The sequence below is a fragment of the Paenibacillus sp. WLX2291 genome (genome assembly GCF_046603665.1).
In the GTDB taxonomy this organism is placed as follows: Bacteria; Bacillota; Bacilli; order Paenibacillales; family Paenibacillaceae; genus Saccharibacillus.
The window spans coordinates 2,138,491-2,156,959 of sequence record NZ_CP176755.1; the positions used below are offsets into that span (position 1 = coordinate 2,138,491).

Annotated in this window: 13 protein-coding genes; 9 read left to right on the forward strand and 4 right to left on the reverse strand. The window is 45.5% G+C overall.

The window, feature by feature from the left end; translation table 11 throughout:
- Positions 1-113 precede the first annotated feature (113 nt).
- Both ACDE64_RS09280 and ACDE64_RS09285 read left to right on the forward strand, forming a co-directional pair.
- Positions 114-1,601: an anion permease gene (locus ACDE64_RS09280; RefSeq protein ID WP_411349768.1), complete on the forward strand. Its 1,488-nt coding sequence runs from the start codon at positions 114-116 to the stop codon at positions 1,599-1,601.
- A 172-nt stretch (positions 1,602-1,773) separates the two neighbouring features.
- Positions 1,774-2,772: an acryloyl-CoA reductase gene (locus tag ACDE64_RS09285; protein ID WP_411349769.1), complete on the forward strand. Its 999-nt coding sequence runs from the start codon at positions 1,774-1,776 to the stop codon at positions 2,770-2,772.
- 67 nt (positions 2,773-2,839) lie between these two features.
- Here ACDE64_RS09285 and ACDE64_RS09290 read toward each other — a convergent pair whose 3' ends face one another.
- Positions 2,840-3,352 carry a molybdenum cofactor biosynthesis protein B gene (locus ACDE64_RS09290; RefSeq protein WP_411346185.1) on the reverse strand — a complete coding sequence of 171 codons (513 nt, stop codon included), beginning with the start codon at positions 3,350-3,352 and terminating at the stop codon, positions 2,840-2,842.
- Between the two features lie 305 nt (positions 3,353-3,657).
- Between ACDE64_RS09290 and ACDE64_RS09295 the strand changes: the two genes are divergently transcribed.
- The 4 genes from ACDE64_RS09295 to ACDE64_RS09310 all read left to right on the forward strand — a co-directional run bounded on the left by ACDE64_RS09295 (position 3,658) and on the right by ACDE64_RS09310 (position 9,015).
- On the forward strand, positions 3,658-4,719 hold the full coding sequence (locus ACDE64_RS09295) for a CobW family GTP-binding protein (protein WP_411349770.1): 1,062 nt from the start codon (positions 3,658-3,660) through the stop codon (positions 4,717-4,719).
- Between the two features lie 123 nt (positions 4,720-4,842).
- Positions 4,843-5,190, forward strand: a complete 348-nt coding sequence (locus ACDE64_RS09300) for a four-helix bundle copper-binding protein (protein WP_411346187.1) — start codon at positions 4,843-4,845, stop codon at positions 5,188-5,190.
- 909 nt (positions 5,191-6,099) lie between these two features.
- Positions 6,100-7,842: an arginine--tRNA ligase gene (gene argS / locus ACDE64_RS09305; RefSeq protein ID WP_411349771.1), complete on the forward strand. Its 1,743-nt coding sequence runs from the start codon at positions 6,100-6,102 to the stop codon at positions 7,840-7,842.
- Between the two features lie 228 nt (positions 7,843-8,070).
- A complete protein-coding gene (locus ACDE64_RS09310) occupies positions 8,071-9,015 on the forward strand; it encodes an S-layer homology domain-containing protein (RefSeq protein WP_411349772.1) in 945 nt (314 codons plus the stop codon).
- Between the two features lie 322 nt (positions 9,016-9,337).
- Here the strand turns inward: ACDE64_RS09310 and ACDE64_RS09315 are convergent, their stop codons facing one another.
- On the reverse strand, positions 9,338-10,537 hold the full coding sequence (locus ACDE64_RS09315; protein WP_411346190.1) for an AI-2E family transporter: 1,200 nt from the start codon (positions 10,535-10,537) through the stop codon (positions 9,338-9,340).
- A gap of 292 nt (positions 10,538-10,829) precedes the next feature.
- On the opposite strand from ACDE64_RS09315, the gene ACDE64_RS09320 reads away from it, so the two are divergent.
- Complete coding sequence (locus ACDE64_RS09320; protein WP_411349773.1) at positions 10,830-12,101, forward strand: methyl-accepting chemotaxis protein; 1,272 nt, start codon at positions 10,830-10,832, stop codon at positions 12,099-12,101.
- A 731-nt stretch (positions 12,102-12,832) separates the two neighbouring features.
- Here the strand turns inward: ACDE64_RS09320 and ACDE64_RS09325 are convergent.
- On the reverse strand, positions 12,833-14,971 hold the full coding sequence (locus tag ACDE64_RS09325; protein ID WP_411349774.1) for an ABC transporter ATP-binding protein: 2,139 nt from the start codon (positions 14,969-14,971) through the stop codon (positions 12,833-12,835).
- Positions 14,971-16,725, reverse strand: a complete 1,755-nt coding sequence (locus tag ACDE64_RS09330) for an ABC transporter ATP-binding protein (protein WP_411349775.1) — start codon at positions 16,723-16,725, stop codon at positions 14,971-14,973. Before ACDE64_RS09330 ends, ACDE64_RS09325 begins: the two co-directional genes overlap by 1 nt.
- A gap of 859 nt (positions 16,726-17,584) precedes the next feature.
- Here ACDE64_RS09330 and ACDE64_RS09335 point away from each other — a divergent pair.
- Together ACDE64_RS09335 and ACDE64_RS09340 are read left to right on the forward strand one after the other, a co-directional pair.
- Positions 17,585-17,881: a HesB/YadR/YfhF family protein gene (locus ACDE64_RS09335; protein WP_411349776.1), complete on the forward strand. Its 297-nt coding sequence runs from the start codon at positions 17,585-17,587 to the stop codon at positions 17,879-17,881.
- A 180-nt stretch (positions 17,882-18,061) separates the two neighbouring features.
- Complete coding sequence (locus ACDE64_RS09340) at positions 18,062-18,241, forward strand: hypothetical protein (RefSeq protein WP_411346195.1); 180 nt, start codon at positions 18,062-18,064, stop codon at positions 18,239-18,241.
- The last annotated feature ends 228 nt before the right edge of the window (positions 18,242-18,469 follow it).

An 18,469-nucleotide genomic window follows, 5' to 3' on the forward strand; every position in this document is an offset into this window, starting at 1 on the left:
GCTCCGATTATGAATCGGGAGCGAACTGTTCATTTGTGCGGTCACTCGTATATAGCAACGATTATGATGTGTTTTGTTTGGTAAGTATATGGAAGGATGGGGAGCGTACAGTGATGAAGGACGACACAGGAGCATCTTCTGTAAAAACGTCGACTGATGAGCCGTCAAGTGCAAGCGGCTCACCATCGCATGATAATCGCAATCGCTTGATCAAGCTAGGTGCGCTGGTGCTAGTCGCTGTCATCACTTGGCTTATTCCGACACCAGCAGGATTGAAGCCGGAAGCATGGCATTTATTTGCTATTTTTGTCAGTACGATTCTGGGATTTATTTTGAAGCCATTGCCAATGGGCGGCATCGCAGTGCTGGGGATGACGGCGTTATCGTTCACTCATACGCTGACGATTTCCCAGACATTAAGCGGATTCGGCAATTCGACGATCTGGTTAATTGTGATTGCCTTTTTTATTTCGCGTGGATTTATAAAAACGGGATTGGGTGCGCGCATTGCTTACTTATTCGTAAACAAGTTCGGTCGCAAAACACTCGGGCTGTCTTATTCATTGCTGGCGAGTGATCTGATTCTGTCGCCTGCCATTCCAAGTAATACCGCACGAGCAGGCGGAGTGATCTATCCGATTATTTTGTCGCTGGCAGAATCATTCGGTTCCAAGCCAAGTGATGGCACACAACGTAAAATTGGTTCGTTTCTGATCTTTACGAGTTTTCAGGGCAATCTTGTAACATCAGCGATGTTCATGACGGCGATGGCAGCCAATCCGATGATTGCCGGATTCGCTAGCAGTGTGGCGGGTGTCAGTTTAACTTGGACAGGCTGGATGGTTGCCGGGATTGTGCCGGGTATCGTAACGCTGATTATTTTGCCACTCTTTCTTTACAAAGTCTATCCACCGGAAGTAAAAGAAACAGCAGGTGCATCGGAGATGGCAGCAAGCAAGCTACGCGAAATGGGACGGTTCAAGCCTGCCGAGATCAGTATGTTGTGTGTATTTCTGTTGGTACTAATTTTATGGATCGCCGGTGATCATCTGCATATCGATGCAACAACGACTGCACTGATCGGTCTGTCAGTACTGCTGATTACCCGTGTACTCACGTGGGATGATATTAAAAACGAACAGGGTGCCTGGGATACACTGGTCTGGTTTGCTGCGCTCGTTATGATGGCAGGCTATCTGAATGAACTGGGCATGGTCGGTTGGTTTAGCGATAAAATTGGCGATTCAGTTAGCGCCTTGCCATGGTCGCTGGCATTGATTATTCTGGCACTGGTATACTATTACAGTCACTACTTTTTTGCGAGTGCGACCGCACATATTAGTGCGATGTATAGCGCTTTTTTGGCGGTTATTTTAACCGTTGGCACGCCGCCGATGCTGGCAGTGCTGATTCTCGCTTTTTTCAGCAATTTATTCGGATCGACAACACATTATGGAGCAGGTGCGGCGCCTGTATTTTTCGGCTCCGGCTATGTGAATCAGAATAAATGGTGGAGTCTTGGCTTTATGATCTCAATCCTTCATATTGTAATCTGGTTCGTTGTCGGAGGATTGTGGTGGAAGCTACTGGGACTGTGGTAAAAGCATGCTGACTTCATTGATAAGCTGAACAATGTAAAAGTGAAACAGTAGATGCCGCACTCCATACGCAAACAAAGTGGTAGCTCTGTCTGTGAACAAAGTTATGGCATCGTACTGTTCATATCCGGTACGTTGTATAGACAGCATGATGGAAGAGAGGATGATACTGCACATGGAACATACATTTCGCGCTTATATGCTGGAGAAGAATGGGGAAGAGGTCGAAGGAAGTATTCGTGAATTAACAGTCGATCAACTGCCACAAGGAAATGTAACGATCAAAGTTCATTATTCAGATGTCAATTATAAAGACGGTCTAGCAAGCACGACAAATGGTAAAGTCGTGAATGAGTATCCATTTATACCGGGCATTGATCTGTCTGGTGAAGTAGTGGAATCTCAGGATGAGCAGTTTCAACCGGGTGATCTGGTTCTATGTACAGGTTACAAGTTAGGTGTAAGTCACTATGGCGGATATAGTGAATATGCACGAGTGCCGGGAGAGTGGCTAGTGCGTTTGCCAGAAGGCTTGTCATTAAAAGAAGTGATGATGATCGGCACAGCAGGCTTTACCGCAGCGATGTCGGTCGAATCACTCATTCATGCAGGTGTTCAGCCGCAGGATGGACCGATTCTCGTTACTGGCGCAACAGGTGGAGTCGGCACGATGGCAATCTCGATTTTGAGTCGTCTCGGTTATGAAGTCTATGCGTCCTCTGGGAAACCAGAACAATCACAATGGCTCAAAGATCTCGGCGCGCACGATGTGATCGCCCGTGCGGACAGTGAACAACCAGTCAAAGGAGCACTTGGCAAATCGCAATGGGCAGGAATCGTCGATGCTACTGGCGGCGCTGCGCTGGGTGAACGTCTAAAAAGTGTCCGTTACCGCGGTGCAGTAGCTGTATCTGGTAATACAGCAGGTGCGAAATTCGAGAGCAGTGTATTTCCATTCATTCTACGCGGCGTACAGCTGATCGGGATTGATTCGGTCGCATGTCCAAGCGAACTGCGTCAGCGCATCTGGCAGCATCTCGGTAGCGATTGGAAGCCAGAAACGGCACTGTCAACAGGCGTAACCGAATACAGTCTGGAGCAGATTCCACAGGCGTTGGACACTGTACTCGCTGGACGCGCAGTCGGACGCCAATTGATCGTCATTGCCGAGTAATGATATCCAAGCAAGCGAATCATGCAAAAACGTATGCCTCAGCAAAAGGGCATACGTTTTTTTTGAGCTATGTTTTACGAATCTCCCGAATGACATGACCAATCTCCGGCAAAATAATCCGCTCCATCGCGAGCTTCACCGCGCCGCGCGAACCCGGCATGGAGAAAATCGCTGTCGCGCCTATCGTTCCGGCAATCGCACGACTCAAAATCGCCGCTGTACCGATATCCTCAGCAAAGCTCAAATATCGGAAAATCTCGCCAAAGCCCGGCAGTTCTTTATTGAGCAAACTTTGCACCGCTTCATAAGTTACATCGCGTGGAGCAATGCCTGTACCGCCTGTTAACAAAATAGCATCGACTTCGGCTCGTTCAGCATGATCATGCAGCAGCTCCCGAATCTGATTGTAATCATCACGAACGATTTGGTAATCGACGACTTCATGACCGTGCTCGCGTAGTAGCGACTGAATCAATTGCCCACCAGTGTCTGTTTCGACGGTACGGGTATCGGATACAGTCAGTACCATACATCTAACGATATCGGGCGCTTCCGCCCGGTGTTGATCTACAGAACGCATACAATTCACTCCTTGAATTCGCAGGCTGGAACACCTGCATTGAATCATTTAAAATGGTTTCAATACGACCGATTCTATCTTAACACAATCCAGTATGATCGCAAAAAATACTGGTTCCCATTATCCATGCACCTTGATGCCACTGCTATGAAGAGATACGACAACATAGCCATAACGATACAAGATGCAACTATGTCGACCGAGCTACGTGATATATAGGATTTGTAGACAGGATGATTTATAATAGAGAGATGACGATATACACTGCTGCGCCAAGGGTGGCGGATAGAACGGAGAGATGAGAGATGACAGTACCGATTTATATTTTGTCCGGCTTTCTGGGAAGTGGTAAGACGACATTGCTGCAACACATGCTGGAAAATTGGAAGGCTGAAGGCAAGACACCTGCTGTTGTGATGAATGAGATTGGTGATGTGAATCTGGATGGTATGATGCTCGGCGAGGATGTAGCGATGGCAGAACTGTTAAGTGGATGTATCTGTTGCTCCAACCGCGCTGATCTAGGCACGGAATTGTACAATCTGATCCAAACCGGCGAACCGGATGTGATCGTGATTGAAGCATCTGGTGTTGCCAATCCCATAGAAATTCTAGATGCAGTGACTGAGATTTCGCTATATCATCGCATGGAGTTACGTAATCTGATTACTGTAGTCGATGCCGCTCATTTGTGGGAATTGTATGAACAGCAACAGGGCAAAACGTATCGCTTGATGCAGGAGCAGATTCGTGCTGCATCGGTGTTAATGATTAACAAAAGCGATCTGCTGGATTCGAAGCGTCTGGAGCAGGTGCAACAAATCGCTCGTGGCTGGAATCCGTACGCGCCTATGCATGTGACTGTGCGCTGTGAACTAGATCGTGACTTGTATGAGCAAGCGAGTCATGCCTTAGCGGGGGAGCATCAGGCAACCAACGCAGACCAGCTGACAACTGATGAGTATAATCACCACAGTGCTAATCATGATCATGACCATAATTATCATAGTGATCACCATGATCATAGCCATTCCCATAATGAACATGAACGTGTGCATGCACCGCATCATTCGCATGAGCATGTGATGGTGTATACGCATTACTTTGAGCAGCCGATTAACAGCGAAGCATTTGAAGCTCTGATCGCTGGTTTACCTGCCGAGATTTATCGTGCCAAAGGAATCTTAACATTCAATGATACGAATAGCCGCTTTTTGTTCCAATATGCTTACCGACAAAGCGACTTTATGAAGATCACTCCGCAAAAGCCGTTGCCTGATGTAGCGGTATTCATTGGAGAACATTTTGATAAACGCCATATTCAGGAATTATTGCTGACATTGGAGCGACAGGAAAGTGAAGCTTAACTAGTGACAAAGTTTCAATGTAAGGGACGCGCGGTTAATAGTTCAATAACAACCTGGTGCCCAGGATATGCTGGACGTTCAAGCAGGGTATTGATCACAACTATACAGGAGGTTCATTATACAATGACAACCACTAACCAGTACCGCCCTTACATCGAAGCCTGTGTTGAGGCTATGAATGCTTGTAATCTATCGTATGTATCCAACTTAAAACAATACAATCTGGAAACGCTTGGCGATTGCATTCGTGTGAATCGTGATTGCGCGGAGATCTGCTCCTTCACTGTTCAAGCGCTGAGTCAAGGCAACGCATTTTCCAAGCAACTGGCAGAGTTGTGTGCCAAAGCATGTGAAGCGTGCATTAATGAATGCTCCCGTCATGAGCAAACACATTGCCAAGAATGTGTAGCAGCATGCCGCAAATGCGCAGAAATGTGCTACGAGCTGGCAGGCGTAACTGCAATGGCATAATAATCTATCATGTTTACATACAGCGAAATTATAACGAGCGGAACTCGCTGTGAATGATAGAGCTTACGTCAGTTTCACCTTGTAACATCTGCTCTCATTAGCAAAGTAAGCACTATGTGCATTAACAAATCAGTATATCAACCAAATAGTATCAATCAATGCAATCACATAAAGTCGCAGGCTCTTTTTCTACATAAGATCACATGGTGTAAACCGATCTAGAGAAAAGGTGTAGCGGCTTTTTTGCGTGTTTTGGAAGTGGGATTTGCACCATTATGGAATCCGATGCGACACTTGCTCTTGTCAGCAGACAACGGTCGCGCTATAATACAGCTTAATATCTATGACATCACCTGTCATTTCGCGAATATTCACAATAGCACTGGATCGTTCATAATCATAATACGTATACATCTGTGATGGGGAGAGTAAACAGAAGATTCGTTTGTATAGCGAGCCGGGTTGGTGGAAGCCGGTACAACGACTGCTGTTGAAGCGCACCCCGGAGATGATTATCCCAAAGCATCGTTGATACAGTTGACTGTTAAACGGTGTGCATAAGGTAATCCGGTTGACCTCGTTATCGGTACACAAGTGACAGATGAGATTACATAAGCTAATCTGACTTTGCTATACAACGATGCCCATTGAGTAGACAGATGGACATTTCGTAAAGCAGGTGTTGTTGGTTTGGATGATTTGCTCATTCTGTACATAGAGTGGCACCGCGGGAATGTCAATGATTTGGCTCTCGTCTCTACGTATGTCTAACGCATACGTAGCAGACGAGGGCTTTTTTGCATGTGCTTGGACTGTAAAATGTGGAAATAGCTGTACATATTCAACCTATCCATACTTCAATTCATATCCCGGTGTATATCCCAATTCATAAATTAGGAGGTTTTCATAATGATCACGACAGAACTATTCAAGCAACAGGCGCTTCAGGTATTGCTTCCGCTTGTTGAGATAGAAGAACAAGCGATATACACCATGCTGGAGACTCCGCCTTCACCCGAGCTGGGCGATCTGGCTTTTCCATGCTTTGCACTGGCGAAAAGTTGGCGGCGTGCGCCGCAACAGATTGCCGCGGAACTGGCGCAGCGGATCAATGAACAGCTCCAATTTGCTCATCCTACAGAACATGCTCCTGTTCAAGCCCATGCCGCAGGTCCGTACATCAATCTCAGTTGGAATCGACAGCATATCGCACCGCAATTGTTACAAGCTCTGGCTGACCCAGAATATGCACAGCTGCAAATAGTGCAAGGTCAGCGTATCATTCTCGATATGTCATCGCCGAATATTGCCAAGCCGTTCGGTGTAGGTCATCTACGTTCCACTGTGATTGGAGCGGCGCTGCATCGTCTGTATACAGCAGCAGGCTATACCGTCGTTCGGGTCAATCACATCGGCGATTGGGGCACCCAGTTTGGTAAGCAAATTACAGCCCATCTGCGCTGGCATGATCCGGTACAAGCAGCTGCCGATCCGATTGGCGAAGCATTGCGCGTATATATTCAATTCCATGATGAAGTGAAGCAGCATCCAGAATTGGACGATGAAGCGCGTGATTGGTTCCGGCGGCTAGAGCAGGGGGATGCAGAAGCGCTGGAGCTATGGCATTATTTTGTCAAAGTCAGCATGGCATCACTGGATCTGATGTATCAACGGCTTAATGTCGAATTTGATGAAGTGCTGGGCGAGAGCTTTTATAATGATAAAATGCCTGCCGTCGTGCAGCAGCTACAAGCTGCGCATCTGTTGGAACAGAGTGATGGTGCACAGGTAGTGCGTTTGGACGAATACGATATGCCGCCATGTCTGATTTTGAAATCAGACGGTACAACGATTTATCCGACTCGTGATCTGGCAACTGCCATTTATCGTAAGCAGGTGATGCGTGGAGATCGGCTCATTTATGTAGTCGGCGGTGAGCAAACGTTGCATTTCCATCAGGTTTTCGCGGTACTGGAGAAAATGGGATATGAATGGGCGCAGGATTGCACACATGTACCGTTTGGACTGATGAAGATCAATGGCAAGAAGATGTCCACCCGTAAAGGCAAAGTGGTATTTTTGGAGCAGGTATTGGATGATGCTGTGCAGCGGGCAGACGACATTATTAGCGAAAAAAATCCGCAATTGCCCGAACGTGAACAAGTAGCCCGTCAGGTTGGAATCGGAGCGGTCATTTTCAATGATCTCAAGAATTATCGGCAGAATGAGATCGATTTTGCGCCAGATCAGGCTGTCAGCTTTGAAGGGGAAACAGGTCCATATATCCAATATGTATATGCGCGGATTCAAAGTATTCTGCGCCGGGCACAAGAGCAATCGACTGCGATTCAGGCAGTGGCTGGATCTTCAATGGAAGGAGAGAGTTGGAGCGATGCCGCATGGGAACTACTCTGTCATCTGGGACGTTATCGGCAAACGCTTGAACGGGCAGTGCAGCAGCACGAGCCATCGGTAATGGCACGTTATGCTCTACACACAGCACGGCTGTTCAATCAATTTTATAGCCGTGACCGGATTGTAGATGCAGCACCATCAGAACGCGCGGTACGTCTGCAATTAACAGAAGTCACCGGACAATATATTAAGCGTATGCTGCATCTGCTTGGTATGGAAGCACCGAATCAAATGTAGAATAAGTGCAACCATTTGGATGCTTGTCCCGTCTGTGAGATTGAAGGTTCGGTAGTATTGTATGTGCAACACAGCGCAGCGCACAGGGATACCCTCATATCCGCTGGCGTTTGTCCTGTATCGGTCCGCACAGTTGCAGTATCGCAGGTTTGACCGCTTGCCTCTTCAAGTGCTGCACCAGTTCACCGAAACCTGAATTTTAAAGCAGATCATGACGGAGGGATTATCATGTTGAATTATAAACCGAATACCAAAACAATTGCTGTACTGGCGCTATCTTGCGCTATCGTGGGTGGCAGTGTAGCTTCCGCAGCAGCATTTTCCGATGTAAAAGGTGACAATAACCAGAAGATTGTTAGTTCATTGCAGGAAAAAGGCATCATTAACGGCGTAACCGCCAGCCAGTTCAAACCGGATCAGACGCTAACTCAGGCGCAGGCGATCCAGATTTTGACCAAAGCATTTGAATTGAAAAAAGACGGTGCAGAAGTGTTGCCAGCCGCAGGCAAGCCATGGTATTCCGCAGCTGTCGAAGCTGCCAAAGCCAATAGCCTGTCTATTCCAGACAGCATTCAGGCTTCGGAAAAAGTAAATCGCGAAGACTTCGCTTTGTGGCTGTATCAAGCAATTAATACAACAGGCACATATCCGGCAACGAAAATGTTTATCGTGTTTGATGATCAGGACAAAATTAGCACCGAAGCTTCCAATGCTATTCAGACGCTGGTGAATATGAATGTAATTCCGCGCGATACAGTCGGCAAAGCGTTTAACCCGCAGACAGCGATTACGCGTATGGATGCAGCAACATGGGTAAGTAGCGCTGTCGATATGATTGAGCGTGCCAATGGCACCGAAAATAACGACGGGAGCGGTACAACTACGCCACCAACAGATAATGGATCGGAGGGATCGCAAGTGGGTTATGATCCGCAACTAAGCGTGAAATCCACTGCCGATGGCAAGCAAAAAGTAACATTGACCGTGCAACTGCCGAATCCAGGCTACAGCCTCAAGATTGATAAAGTCAATCTGACAGACGACAAAAAAGCGGTAATCTCTTACTCGCTCACCAAACCGCAACCGGGCATGATGTATCCACAGGTAATCAGTGAAGGCTCGGCTGACACGATCATCCCAGCTGGATATACACCGGAATTGGCTGACAAGTAAGCCAGTCTAACTTATTAATTAGATGATCTAGATAACACATGTAGAAACACAGTAGCTAACAGGTAGGCTCTCACATCAGATGCCACATTAGGCTATAGAACCGAAGAGTATCATATCCAATGTCTGTGCTATACCTTCGGGTACGGCGCAGACATTTTATTTGATGCAAGTCTTGTTTTATAATAGAAAAGCAGCCATCCGGTATCATCTACCGATTAGGCTGCTTTTCGTCATTGACTGATGGATGATCAGCTATATTATACGAGCTGTGAGTATTGGGATGGGTTGCACATTCAAGCACTCATCCACTTGCGCGTCTATACTATAATTTTTTCGATTCCACTTCAATCGGTTGTTCGGTAATTTTCTCTGCTTCGTACAGATTGGAGCTTTTCTTGAGCCATTCGAATAGATGGGTTACGACAACCTTTAAGACGGCATAGCCCGGAACTGCCAACAGAATACCAACGACACCAAATAGATTACCAGCAGTCAAAATGACAAAAATAATCGTAATTGGATGGACTTTGAGCGATTTACCCATAATTTGTGGCGAGATCAACTTGCCTTCGATCAACTGAACAGCTGTCCAGACTACAATCATTTTGAGCAGCATAACAGGCGAAGTGACCAGCGCGACAACCAGTGCAGGCGTAATCGCAATCGCTGGACCCAGATAAGGCACAATACTAGTAAAAGAAGCGGTAATTGCCAGCACCAGTGAGTAATCCAGACCGATAATGTTATAGCCAATGTAGAGCAGACAGCCAATGCAAAAGCTAACAATAATCTGACCGCGGATATAGGAGCTGATTTTGTTGTTCATTTCAGACATCACTTCAGACGTCTGACCACGCAGACCGACTGGAATGAATTGCAGTACATATGGAACTAGACGTTTGCCATCTTTGAGCAGGTAGAATAGGATGAAGGGAACGGTCACAATTGACAGCACAATCTCAGTCAACGTACCGAGGAATCCACCGATGCCTGAGAAGGTATGCAGGAAACCAGAAGTACCACTACTGAACAGTGCGCCCCAGCGATTGGATAGACTTTGCAACAATTCCTGTGGATTAATATTCAAGGATTGCTGAATTTGTTGGAAAATATCGCCGCCCAGCCATTTCTGGATCTGCACAGTCGATTGCTCATACAGCGTCGGAATATTGCTGACCAATTCTTGAATCTGACGCTGAATGACTGGAATGACAAGACTAATAATCAATACGATGATACCGATAATAAGAATATAGAGCACAATGATAGAATAAATACGCTTTACTTTGTGCCGTTCCAGCAAATCAATCAGCGGATTGAACAAGTAAAATAAAATACCACTCAATATGATCGGTAGAATAACCGTTTTGACAAGCACGATGAACGGTGTAAACACATACGGAATTTTGGAAAGTAAGAAAATGTTTAACGAGATTAATACCAGTACAAGCAAAAAAATAACAAAGCGATTATTCAAAAAAAACAGCTTGAATCGTTCGCTCCATAGCCGGGCTCTTTCCATGAGCAGCTTCATCCCCTTTAGTATGTATCGTCTATGATTGTGGATACCAATATGGCTCTTTCTACATTCTAGCATAGCGGGAACAAGAGGATAGAGCAAGTGAGCATAAATGACAAAATTACAATTTTAAGGTAGACAAGACAGGAAAAAAGGTCTACATTGTATATTGGTTCAAAAGTCTTGAATTTTGCTTAGTCTGTGACTTAGATCACACCGCTTTTTCATTATTTTTGCTAAAATTTGAATTAATAAGATTGTGAATGAACAATTACAACTGCATGAGGAGAGCTGTATGAAACTATCCCTTGGTTCCAAACTGGTGGCAAGCTTTATTGCCGTGTCTGTTATTACGTATGGTACAAGCGCTTTCTTTATTTTTTATCTGAAGTCCTATTTGGCTTCAAGCATGGCAGATTGGATGTATGTGTCGATTATTCTGTTGCTCGGTATTATGTGGAGCGGCATTCTCGGTTACATCATTTCTCGTTTCTTAACCCGTCCGATCGTCGCTTTGTCCCGAATTGCAGAAAAGGTCTCTGCTGGTGATCTCACTGTTGATATTCCAGAACGTCGTGAGCAGGATGAGATCAAAGTGCTGAACGATGCGTTTCGTATGATGGTGTCAAATATTAAAGGTATCGTGAACGACATTGCTCACAACACCAGCACGACTTCGCAAAACGCTGATTGTTTAAGCGGTTCCATTAATGAAGCGGCACAGCAGATCGAATCGTTGTCTGCTATTGCTGATGAGATCTACAACGGTGTACAGCAACAACGTGCTTCCAGCGAGACTTCGCTGCAAACGGCACAGCATATGATGGACTCGTTCCGCGAAATGAAGGACAAATCGTCGCATATGCTGAACCTGTCTACTACGATGGATCAATCTGTCCAATCAACACGCGATATTTTTGCTTCATTAAAATCCGGTATGGACACACTATCTACCTCACAAAATGAAGCTGAGCAAACGGTTCGCCTGTTGGACAATCAGGCATCCGATATCGGTGCTGTCAGTGGTACGGTAAAAGACCTTGCTGAGCAAACGCATCTGTTAGCATTGAACGCTTCGATTGAAGCCGCTCATGCGGGTGAACATGGAGCTGGATTCGCAGTAGTCGCTTCCGAAATTCGCAAGTTGGCTGAGCAGAGTAATGATTCCGCGCAACGCATTCAATCGCTGATTGGCGCTGTGCAATCACAAATTCATGCGACAGTAGAATTGATTCATAACCAGAACGAACTAGTACAGCGCGAGACTACACATACATCCCGAGTAGAAGAGACGTTGAATCAGTTTGCAACGATTGTGGACGAATTTATGTCAGCTGTTCAATTGATGGAAGGTTCGATCTCCGAGCAAAATGATCGGGTGGAACTAACTTACAGTCATGTACAGCAAATCCGCGAAATGGCGGACAAGTTCTACGAAGGCGCACGCCAGATTTCTACAGCGACACATGAGGAAACAGCGATTATGCAGGAAATCTCATCTTCTTCCGAAGAATTGAGCAGCATGACTACCCGCTTGCTGGAGAAAACCAAAGTATTTACTGCTTGATTACAATGAAATAACCATACAACAGTATCACAACCGATGAGGTACGCGCTGCTCATTCATTAAAGTAACCATGCAACAGTGTCAAAATCGATACGTTACACGTTTCTCATTTATAAAGAAACATGTGAAAAAACAGACGTATATGCAACGACGTTGGCTACAGTCTGCTCGTATACACTTGTCGCGCACATAGCTATACACAAAATCCCCTTGCACATCCGGCGTAGTATATACGCGGAATGCAAGGGGATTTGTTCATTCATGACAAGTCTTCCGGCAGGAGCGATAAACAGGGCTTCAATGAATGCCGGTCAGACAGGTATAGCTAAGATCAAGCTGAACGATTATCGTTGTTGCTCATCAGGTAAAGATTATGATTATGATATGCAATTCTGCCACTGCTGTATGTCAGACAGGGCTATGATATAGGGAAAGCTAATTATGCTATGCATGACTCCGCATTCAAGATATGTTGCAAAGAATGCGGTATACGATCAAGCTATCTGACAGCAGCTATATAGCGATTCTATACAATAGCTGAAACGCCAGTCAGTCTAATGATGCTTATATTGGTTATCATTCTTACTTATGGTATATCTACTGTTCTAGCTAATTTATATGCTCCTGCCTACATGCCAGACTTGTCAGCCCTGTTTATAACATGGGAGAAAAGCTGGATCATTCTAATTATTCCATCAAATCATTTCATTTCATCAAGTCGTTAGATTTGATCAAGTGGTGCGCAGTCCAGTGGGAACGGGAGCTTCGCGATCCTGTGGCTGTTCTGTGCCATCCAGAATAGCGTTGGAGCCGATACCTGTTTGTACCCGGTACATTTGACGATATCGTCCATCGATCTCCATCAGTTCTTCATGCGAACCGCGTTCCACAATTTCGCCACGATGCAGTACTAGAATCTGATCTGCGCTGCGAATGGTGGAGAGACGGTGCGCCACGATAAAGGTAGTGCGTCCACGTTTTAATACTTCCAATGCAGATTGGATCAGCGCTTCTGTCTCTGTATCGATATTGGCGGTTGCTTCATCCAGAATGAGAATGGCTGGATCGTAAGCGAGCGCCCGGGCAAAAGAGATCAATTGACGTTGACCGGCAGATAAGGTACTGCCTTTTTCCACTACGGGTTCATCAAATCCCTTAGGCAGATCAGACAGAATCTGCTCGGCGCCTACATCGCGTAGCGCCTGTTCCAGCCGTTCGCGACTGATCTGCTCATTATCCAGACTGACATTGGAAGCGATGGTGCCGGTAAAGAGATATGGATCTTGCAACACAATACCCATATGCTGACGAATCCATTGCTTGGGTAATTCGCGGATATTTTGCCCGTCAATCGTAATCGTACCTTGCTGTGGATCGTAGAAACGGAATAGTAGATTGATGATTGAGCTTTTACCGGAACCGGTATGACCGACCAGCGCGACCGTCTGCCCTTGCTTCGCTTCAAAGTCGATGTGTTTGAGCACCGGATCTTTTTTGTAGGCAAATGTCACATCCTGAAACCGGACATTCCCTTTGTAACGCGGCATGGCACCGTCGGTAACATGTTCGCCTTCTTCATCCAGCAGTTCAAATACACGTCCAGCCGATACCATGGACAGATCCAGTGCAGCCAGCTGATTGACCATACCCGTCATCGGTTGGAATAAGCGTCCCAGCACATCGACAAAGGCGTACAGTACACCAAGTGAAATTGCACTGTCAAAGCTACCAAGCGATGCTGAGCCAAAGTACCACAGCACCAAGGCAAACGTCAGATTTCGCAACACATTCACTAGATTGAACGACGTGAGGGAATTCAGACGCAGCATTTTGTTCTGGAAAAATTGATAGTCATTGTTAAGCTTCTCAAATTCATCCTCTGTCTGCTTTTGCTTACGGAAAATACGAATGATCGACATCCCTTGAATCGATTCATTGATAATCGCATTGATCTCGCTCAACCGTGAACGGATGATGCGATTATATTTGGTAGCGATGTTGCGATACAATATGATCCACAATATCAACAGTGGAACAAGGAATAGACAAACCATGCCGAGTCGGAAATCGAGAATAAACAGAGCGATATACACACCCAGCATATACACAGCACCTGAACTGAAATTGGATAGTACTGCGACGAACAGATCTTTGACGGCTTCTGTATCATTCGTTACCCGCGATACGACTTTACCAGCAGGTAGATTGTCGAAGAACGGCACCGGTAAACGCTGAATATGTGCGTACAGATCAATGCGCAGCTCCTGAATAACTTTATTGGCGGAAGATTGCATCCAATACGTTTTACCAAATTCAGTCACAATCGTAATCAGCAAAAAGATAAAATATAATCCGACCAGCTGATAAATGCCCGGTAGCTCCGGTTGGTAAAAGCTGAATAGCTCAGTAGAAGAGAGCGCCACTGCCGGGTATACTGCCTGTTCTCCCTGTGCAGTACGAATCGTGAGTGTACCATCGTCAAACGTTTTGTCGCCGGTAGTGTTATCCATTGGACCTTCTACAAAATAGAAGGACGTTCCACTTTGCACTACATGTACTTCCAGCCCTTTCGTTTCACCGTCGCCCCAGAATCCTTGACGCTTGTAATAAGCACCATTGTATTCCGCAGCATGAGGATCATCCGCCGTTGTTTGGTAAAAAGGCTGGTTAATCGCAAACATATGATTGTCGATAATATTTTTGGCGATAAATGGACCTGCTAGCTCAGCGCCAACGCCGATAACGAGCATGATCAGTGCAACAACAAATGTCTTTTTGGCGCGTAAGGCGTATTGATACAGTCGCCTCGTAATCGTTTTATTGTCCAGCCGGGTTGTCGGCTGTTCGTTCAAATCCTGTGTCTCTAACATTAAGACACCTCCTCATCAAGGGAATCACTCACCTGCTGTCGCTCATATTGCTCATGATACCAGCCTTTGGCAGCCAGCAATTCGGCGTGCGTTCCTTCTTCAATAATGCTTCCTTTGTCCAGCACGACGATATGATCAGCATGTTCTACAGCAGACAGCCGGTGGGTAGCGATCAGTGTCGTTTTGCCAGCGCGTTCGGTACGAATATTTTCAATAATGCGAGCTTCGGTACGAGCATCGACCGCAGACAGCGCATCATCCAGTATTAAAATATGGGGCTGCGCGATAAAAGCGCGTGCTAGCGAAACCCGTTGTTTTTGTCCACCTGAGAGGGCGACACCACGTTCACCGACAATGGTATCCAGTCCTTCCGGGAACGTATGCAGATCGGTATCGAAGGCAGCTGTACGAATTGCAGCCATAACATCCTCATCCGAAGCATCTGATTTGCCGAATCGGATATTGTTGCGTACGCTGCGAGAAAATAGAATTTGCTCCTGTGGTACATAACCAAGCCAGCTGTGCAGCTCGTCTTTGGCGATATGCTGAATCGGTACACCACCAATATTCAGTTCACCGCTGCCTGTTGGATATTCATGCAGCAGTTGCTTGAGCAGAGTGGACTTACCGCTACCGGTTCGCCCAACGACACCAAGCGTTTCGCCAGCTTGAATGCGCAGCGATATATGTTGCAGATTGTCGACAGTAGATGTTGGATAGCGGAAGACGACGTCATCAAATGTGATTTCATCCGGGTGCTCTACATGCACCGGTTCAGCAATATCCTCTACGTCCGGCTTTACTGCCAGCGTTTCGTTGACACGATCCAGCGAGGCATTACCACGCTGCATAATATTAATCAATTCACCAATGGCGAACATCGGCCAGATCATCATCCCGAGATAAATATTAAAGGACACCAGATCGCCGAGTGTCAGCTGATTGTGGAATACGAGATACACCCCATAACCAAGACCGATAATATAACTCAGTCCGACAAACAGACGAATTGTCGGTTCGAATAGTCCATCGACTAGAGCAACTGCCAAGTTTTTGCGATATACATCATTCGTAATATGAGTAAACCGTTTCTCATCTTGACGCTCTTGTACATATGCACGAATGACACGCACACCGGCGATCGATTCCAGCACCTGGTCATTCATATCGCCAAAGGCATCCTGTGCCAGCGTATAACGAGAATGGACAACTTTGCCATAGATAGCCATCGAAATGGCGATAAACGGTAATGGCAAAATCGCAGCCAGTGTCAATTTCCAACTGATCAGAAAGCCCATTGCTAACAGAACAGTTAGCAGATATACCGTAGAGTCGGTCAACGTCAGCATTCCGAATCCAACGGTTACTGCAACTGAGCGTAGATCATTGGTTGCCCGTGCCATCAGATCACCCGTACGACTCCGTTCAAAAAAAGGAGGCGTCATGCGCAGCAGATGAGCCATAAAGCGTTTACGCAGCAGGCGCTCTACCAGATTGGAGCCGCCGAACAGACTGTGCATCCATATATACGTGATGCCATAAATGATCACCACGATCAACGCGATTGCACCCGTATAATACATCAATGCTTGAAACGTAATCGTACCCGAGGAAATTCGGTCAATTGCATCGCCAAGCAATTTGGGCGGTGCTAGTTCAAACACACCTACAATTGCCAGCATGATAATACCGATCAGATAACGTTTTCGTTCGCGGCTGAAAAACCAGCCGAGATTTTTTAAAACAGCAAACATCGTTTCACTACCTTTCCGTTGCATTGCTTCTTCAATGCAGGATATTCATCCTTGTATTCAACAACTGTATGGCTCAAAAGGCAGCCATAACACCCATTCTTTCCTCAAATTCCCTGTAGTAATCCAAAAAAAAGACACGTCGTGTGCAATATGCAAACGACGTGTCCTGTGTAGGTGTCATTAAGCGCACGGTTATGAACAACCGCGCGGATAGTATCATCCATTATGGATACTTTTCAGGTGTGATCTACCGTTCAATCACCGAGAAGAAGAATCTCCATCTGCTGGGTTGCTCCATTGTTCAGTTGTTGGATTGCGTTCATATCATTGCCTTGGTTATGTACAATCATTGGTTGATACATCATGGAGTTCCCCTTTCTTCAGTCAATTGGATAGTAGCAGATGGTAATAACTTGAAACTCTTACTGCCCTGCGTCTGATTGTAGCATTGTAATTTTTGACTTGTCAACGAATTTATTCAATATTTCTTCACAAAATATTCATTTGATGATGAATTTGTTATCGAAACACGTAAAATTAGTTTACATAAACAAAATGCGAAAATGAAATTATGTTATCTAAAAATGCGGATAACAACGTCTTATAATTATCAAGAAGAAAAGTAGCTACATCTCATGTAAACTGTACAAAATTGATAAGAACAGACAAGGATAACATTTAGAATTGGATACACCAATTATAGCAGCGAAATACACACAATCGTCGCAAATATAAAGGGATCGTTTGCTGGAAAAAACACCATTATGACGCTTTGGGGCATGACATGGTATAATATCCACACAGCACGGGTAATGATTACACAAGTGCAATTCAGAAATAGGGAAAGGTGGGATTGATCATGACGATTGCAGTATCCAATGAAGCAGCACAATGGTACAAAAAAGAGCTTGATCTCCAGGAAGGTGATCATATTCGTTTTTATGCGCGCTATAGCAGCAATAGCGATATCCACCCAGGATTCTCACTTGGCATTTCCGTAGAGCCGCCAGTTAGTCCTGGTCTAGAGCAAGAAGCGGAAGGTATTCAATTTTATATGGAATCGCAGGATCTGTGGTATTTGAATGGGTATCAGTTAAATGTAGAGTATGTGGATCAGGAGGACGACATCCGTTACGCATATGTGCCGGAGTCGTAGAGCGCCTGAATAACAATAACCGATCACTGTATGGATCGTTATCATGCTATAAGGATGGCGCATACGATATTCTAAGGCAATCATAAGCATATTTTTAGACGGGCTTAAGCAGCCCGTCATTTTTTATTCATGAAACTCGTCTATAATTCACTGTATCGAACAGAAGGGATTGTGATTTTCATGACGACACTCGTAATTGTAATGTGGATGATGGTTAGTATACTATTCGCAACAGCAGCCGTTTATTTTACAAAACAAAAAGTATTGCGCGGACGCTATGCAGTATTGTGGCTCTCGACCAGCTTCTCGATGCTCGGTTTGTCGCTGCTTAGCCTGTACGGTACAGGATTAACTGCATGAGGTGGAGAACGGAAAAGAGCAGGAAACGAAGAAGATTGGATCAGATGTATGATTTGAATTAAGCAGCTTTCTAAGGGGTAATAGCCGAGGAGAAGCTGCTTATTTTATTGAAATATTACGTATTGTACATATAGATATTGTTTGAAATGAATCATAGAAAGAGCAACAAACATTCATTCCATTGACTTGAACGATTCAGACTCGTTCATATCGCAAATGATTGATACG

Excerpts from the sequence above, each read along its gene's own strand:
- ACDE64_RS09340 (WP_411346195.1), top strand. The coding sequence starts at position 18,062 with ATGACGACACTCGTAATTGTAATGTGGATGATGGTTAGTATACTATTC.
- ACDE64_RS09285 (WP_411349769.1), top strand. The coding sequence starts at position 1,774 with ATGGAACATACATTTCGCGCTTATATGCTGGAGAAGAATGGGGAAGAG.
- ACDE64_RS09310 (WP_411349772.1), top strand. The coding sequence starts at position 8,071 with ATGTTGAATTATAAACCGAATACCAAAACAATTGCTGTACTGGCGCTA.
- ACDE64_RS09290 (WP_411346185.1), bottom strand. The coding sequence starts at position 3,352 with ATGCGTTCTGTAGATCAACACCGGGCGGAAGCGCCCGATATCGTTAGA.
- ACDE64_RS09295 (WP_411349770.1), top strand. The coding sequence starts at position 3,658 with ATGACAGTACCGATTTATATTTTGTCCGGCTTTCTGGGAAGTGGTAAG.
- ACDE64_RS09325 (WP_411349774.1), bottom strand. The coding sequence starts at position 14,971 with ATGTTAGAGACACAGGATTTGAACGAACAGCCGACAACCCGGCTGGAC.
- ACDE64_RS09330 (WP_411349775.1), bottom strand. The coding sequence starts at position 16,725 with ATGTTTGCTGTTTTAAAAAATCTCGGCTGGTTTTTCAGCCGCGAACGA.
- ACDE64_RS09320 (WP_411349773.1), top strand. The coding sequence starts at position 10,830 with ATGAAACTATCCCTTGGTTCCAAACTGGTGGCAAGCTTTATTGCCGTG.
- ACDE64_RS09315 (WP_411346190.1), bottom strand. The coding sequence starts at position 10,537 with ATGGAAAGAGCCCGGCTATGGAGCGAACGATTCAAGCTGTTTTTTTTG.
- ACDE64_RS09335 (WP_411349776.1), top strand. The coding sequence starts at position 17,585 with ATGACGATTGCAGTATCCAATGAAGCAGCACAATGGTACAAAAAAGAG.
- argS (WP_411349771.1), top strand. The coding sequence starts at position 6,100 with ATGATCACGACAGAACTATTCAAGCAACAGGCGCTTCAGGTATTGCTT.
- ACDE64_RS09280 (WP_411349768.1), top strand. The coding sequence starts at position 114 with ATGAAGGACGACACAGGAGCATCTTCTGTAAAAACGTCGACTGATGAG.
- ACDE64_RS09300 (WP_411346187.1), top strand. The coding sequence starts at position 4,843 with ATGACAACCACTAACCAGTACCGCCCTTACATCGAAGCCTGTGTTGAG.